The 4589-nt window shown below is 36.5% G+C and carries 5 protein-coding genes; 2 read left to right on the top strand and 3 right to left on the bottom strand.

Annotation, left to right across the window (positions count from 1 at the left end; translation table 11 throughout):
* Window positions 1–476: 476 nt before the first annotated feature.
* The 3 genes from H1P_RS31185 to H1P_RS31175 all read right to left on the bottom strand — a co-directional run bounded on the left by H1P_RS31185 (window position 477) and on the right by H1P_RS31175 (window position 3231).
* A complete protein-coding gene (locus tag H1P_RS31185) occupies window positions 477–821 on the bottom strand; it encodes a hypothetical protein (RefSeq protein ID WP_144875061.1) in 345 nt (114 codons plus the stop codon).
* A 382-nt stretch (window positions 822–1203) separates the two neighbouring features.
* A complete protein-coding gene (locus H1P_RS31180; protein WP_144875059.1) occupies window positions 1204–2100 on the bottom strand; it encodes an ABC transporter permease in 897 nt (298 codons plus the stop codon).
* Between the two features lie 111 nt (window positions 2101–2211).
* Entirely contained in the window at window positions 2212–3231 is a 1020-nt protein-coding gene (locus tag H1P_RS31175; RefSeq protein ID WP_144875057.1) for an ABC transporter ATP-binding protein, read from the bottom strand.
* A 438-nt stretch (window positions 3232–3669) separates the two neighbouring features.
* Here H1P_RS31175 and H1P_RS31170 point away from each other — a divergent pair, with 438 nt between their 5' ends.
* Both H1P_RS31170 and H1P_RS31165 read left to right on the top strand, forming a co-directional pair.
* Window positions 3670–3882 carry a hypothetical protein gene (locus H1P_RS31170; protein ID WP_144875055.1) on the top strand — a complete coding sequence of 71 codons (213 nt, stop codon included), beginning with the start codon at window positions 3670–3672 and terminating at the stop codon, window positions 3880–3882.
* Window positions 3883–3987: 105 nt separating this feature from the next.
* Complete coding sequence (locus H1P_RS31165; protein ID WP_144875054.1) at window positions 3988–4347, top strand: NINE protein; 360 nt, start codon at window positions 3988–3990, stop codon at window positions 4345–4347.
* Window positions 4348–4589 lie beyond the last annotated feature (242 nt).

Below are 4589 nucleotides of genomic sequence, written 5' to 3'. Positions count from 1 at the left end.
GAAGCTCCGAACCAACTAATTAAAAGCGGAACGGACATCTCACGGGCTTGAGGCAACCTTATGCGTAGCGGTATCCTTTAGGGCAAGCCACGTGTCCTCGTCTATCCAATCGAAAACGGCTGTAAATAGGTATTTTTGCTGCTGCTATTTACTGGCTTATTCCAAGAAAAAGGAAAACATCTCACAGTAAAAGCTTTTATAAGTAATTGAGTAGTTGGATCAAAGGAGTTTTTCAAGTAACAAGAGAATATCTAACTTTATGAAACTGGCTTTATGACAATGGAATTCCGAGAATGTTTTAGGTCTGCTATCTTTTATTGGTTTATGTGTTGGTAACTTAGGATTCTGTAAATCCCAGTCAGTATACAAGTTAGTATACTTCGCTGAAAAACTATCAAATCATGAAAATCAACGGAAAATTTTAGGAATACATGAAACTTTATTCCACAGCCCTTGCACTGATTCAATCTTAATACTTAATTTACGCCAGGTTCTTCTGTCGCTTCAGGTGTAGTATTCTGCTGCTGTAGCATTCTCTCTTGCTGTAAACGTCTAAATTCTTCCGCAGAATTTTGAATTTGAGTACTAGATTCTTCATTAAATTCTTCTGCACTACGTCCTACACCTAAATTGTAGTTATGCATCAACTGCATAGGATCGATACCTAAAGTGCTATCGCCGTATATAGAATCTTGTTCATTGGATTGATAGTTATTATCCTGTTGAGATTGGTATTGAGCCAAACTAGGAGTAATTAGGCTAAAAGTACAAGCGATACCTAAGCCTAAAGTAATAGTTAATTGAGAGAGTGGATTTTTCATTAGAATCATTTTGAATAACATAATTTGTTCGATTATACTTCGATTCAACAACACCATAATTTGTTTTAATCAGGACTTGTGTTTTGACGCTTCCCATAGATAACATTCTGAACTAATGTCTAGAAATCTAGAGGATTCTTGGTTAAACGACCTGCCTTAAAATTTTAAAGGAGTAACGAGTACTCGAACCTCTTACCAAACACCCTTCTAAAATAGCAAATATCGAGCTTGAGCATTAAAATCCTAGCGGGCCGATCTCCCAGAAGCGTACTAGAATATGTCAAGAAACAGAGAACAGGAATTAGATTCTGGAAAATAAAAAAATAGCCAAAAAATAGCAATTTGAGTCTGATTCCTGATTCCTTTTTCCCCGATCCTTTAACTAAGCAAAACGACGACGTAATAGAGGTTGAATTGCTAGTAATACTAAAGCATCAAAGCCTAGCAATACTAAGATAACACCACCAAAACTAATGTTTGCCCAAGGGTTACTCATGACGATGCTGCTGACTGCCCAATCTCCATTAAGGTAGAGATAGCGAATAGGTTCGATCGCATAAGTAAGAGGATTCAAACTAGCAATTACTTGTAACCATCCTGCCATAAAGTTTAAAGGAGCTAAAGCAGTACTGGCAAACAATAGGGGAAGGTTAGTGACAAAGATGACCGCAATTAGTTCAATGTGTCCAGGGAGAGCAAAAGCTAAGCCTAAACTCAAAGCAGTGACTCCCAAAACAATCAGAAAAACAATTAGAGCGATCGCACTTAGACCAATCGCGTTGGGGAAACCTGCGCCTAAAAAAGCACTAGCACCAATAATTACTGCGGTTTGAACAAAACTGAGGACGATAATATAAACGGTGGAAGCTGCCACAATAGAATAGCGAGAAGCTAAAGGAGCTACTAGTAAGCGGTTGAGAAAGCCAAATTCGCGGTCGAACATTACAGGTAAACCAGCATTTAACGCACCAGAAAAGGCGGTAAACACAATAATTCCTGGCGCGAGAAATTTAGCATAATTCATGTCATTCCCAAATAAGCCTTGGGGAGCTTTGCTAAACAACGCACCGAATAAAATCAACCACATAAAGGGCTGAATAATTCCTGCTACTAAGGTAGAGGGGCGACGTTGTAGCTGAATAAATAGACGCTTGGTTAAGGCTAAAGTTTCTTGAACAAAATTTCCTAACGCACTGCTACCAATACTAGATTGCTGAGTAAGGCTAGGATTGGGGGCTAATATCGAATTAATTTGATTCGGACTTACAGATTGACTCATATTAAATAGGTAATAGGTTTTTTAAGTAGCAAGCAAAAATTACGACAACTAAATACTAACCACTGTAGGGGCGTAGCATCCCACATCCCTACCCAATAACAACTAACAAAACTATTTCATTTGTTGCTTTTTCTCTTTTTTGACATCTCTTGTACCTGCTGCTGCTATTTCTGCATCCATCAGAGTTTGTCCTGTTGCTGCTAAATATACATCATCTAGGCTAGGACGAGATTGAGCCAGACTGAAGGCGGGTAAATCGACTTCAGAAAGAGATTGCTCGATTTGGGTAAGCACTTTGGCTTCTGGTTTAACTATTAAGTTTAACGAATTACCTTGAGAGGGATTGATAATGGCACTCTCGACGAAAGGCAAAGCAGTTAGAAGATTTTTAGCTTGATTGGCTTCTGTTTCGAGTGTAAATTCGCGAATTCTTAAGGTTATGCGATCGCCACCTACTCGATCTTTTAATTCTGATGGTGAACCCTCTGCAATCACTTTTCCGCGATCGATAATGGCTAAACGATCTGCTAAAGCATCAACTTCTTCTAAATAATGGCTAGTAATGAGAATACTCGTACCTGCTGCTTTTAGTTGAAGCAAAAAGTCCCATAGCAGACGACGACTCTCAATATCTAAACCCACGGTAGGTTCATCCAGCACTAATACTTCTGGCTGGTGTAATAAGCCAGCAGCTAAGTCTAAGCGTTTGCGAATACCACCTGAGTATGTCCCACTTTGGCGATCTGCATAATCTTCGATCCCTAAAGCTTTAATTAATTGGTTAATGCGTTCTTTGATACTATTTTTAGGAATATGGTAGAGAGCAGCCTGTAAGCCTAATAATTCTCTACCTGTTAGTACTTTATCAATGGCTACTTCTTGAGCCACATAACCCAATCTGCGTCTTGCTGCTTTGGGATCGGCTACTGCATCTACTGTCCCTACCTGAATCTTACCTCGATCTGGCTTGGCTAAGGTACACAAACAGCGAATTGTCGTAGTTTTTCCTGCACCATTAGGGCCCAGTAAACCAAAAATTTCCCCTGATTTTACAGTAAAGGAGATGTCTTTGACAGCCTGGACATTTCCATAGTTTTTTTGTAAATGCTCTATTAAAACGGCAACAGCCATACCTGATTTATATACCCAAAGAATTCTCTTTACTAATTATTACTATTTATTGTAGTAGGTTGCTCCTGGAAGAACAGAAATTCACTGGTATTTATTAAGCTTGAGAGAGATTAGCTTCTTCAGAATTGGTACTAAATCCTGTCGAGAGATGATACTTAAACGTTTGGCAAGGCTAATAGAAGAGTTTTAGCTCGATCGAGAAGAGTATATTTTTATTACTTATCAATCAAAAAATGCTCCACATAGTACACTACTATTATAGCACTGGCTTTTTTGTTCTTCAATCAGAGATGGTTGATCTGTACTTTAGGGATATCTGTAGCATAATTTGGAACTGAATTGTTATTATAAGAGTTGGAGATGAAAAAAATACTGGGTCTGACGTAAATTGTTACAAAACTACAGTCTTACTTTTTGAGATTAATCTCTTTAGTTATAATGAAGCCAAACCGTCAAAGCATAGATATTAAGGGAAGGAATAAATTATTAAAATATCTTCCTTATGTACTTCTTAGTTTCATTGTCTTTGGGGCTAATTCAGGGCTTGAGCTTAATTATTTTGTTAAAGGCTATATATCTTTAATAGAGTTGCAAGTAGGTATTCTTTTAATTTATTTTATAACTTCTAAATTTAAAAAACATAGAGAGTAAACTTATAAAATTAATAACGAAATTAATCGATCCAAACATACTTTTAAGATAATTTTGCCTCAAAATAAAACTACTAAAAAGAGATACTATTAGTTTTAAATAATCATGAGAAATCGCTTAATTGCCCTTTGTATAGCATTCATTGGTGGCGCATTTGGGCTACATAGATTTTATTTGGGGCAAAACTTTGCTGGTATTGTATATTTGCTGTTTAGTTGGACTGGTGTATCATTTTTCTTGACTATTTTTGATTTTTTAGGACTAGTTTTTATGTCCGATGAAAGCTTTAATCGTCAGTTTAACGGTATTACCGAACCTCCTAAATTTTTTGCTGTTAACTCTCGTCAGGAATCTTCTAGAGAAATTACAGCTACTTTAGGGGAATTGAAAAAGTTATATGACAATGGCGTTATTACAGCAGAGGAATATGAAGTTAAAAGAAGAAAGCTTTTAGATTCTATTTAGTTTAATATTAGTAAATTTAATAGCACTTTAATCGTAAATTATTAATTATGAACAAAAAAAAACTCCTACTTGGGTTTGGTTTTCTTTAATTCCTTACTTTGGTAGCATAGGGATTATTTATGCGGGAAATAAAATTAATCGTTTCTCTTGGATAAATTTGGGGATTTTTATTACTGCTTTAGGACTTATTTTGTCTTCTACTCATTTATCAGGCTTTGTTTGGTTAGCACAAATGACAGTTG

The organism is Hyella patelloides LEGE 07179 (genome assembly GCF_900659865.1).
Classification (GTDB): Bacteria; Cyanobacteriota; Cyanobacteriia; order Cyanobacteriales; family Xenococcaceae; genus Hyella; species Hyella patelloides.
Note: the sequence above shows the minus strand (reverse complement) of the source record. Positions and strands in the feature narration are given on the sequence as shown.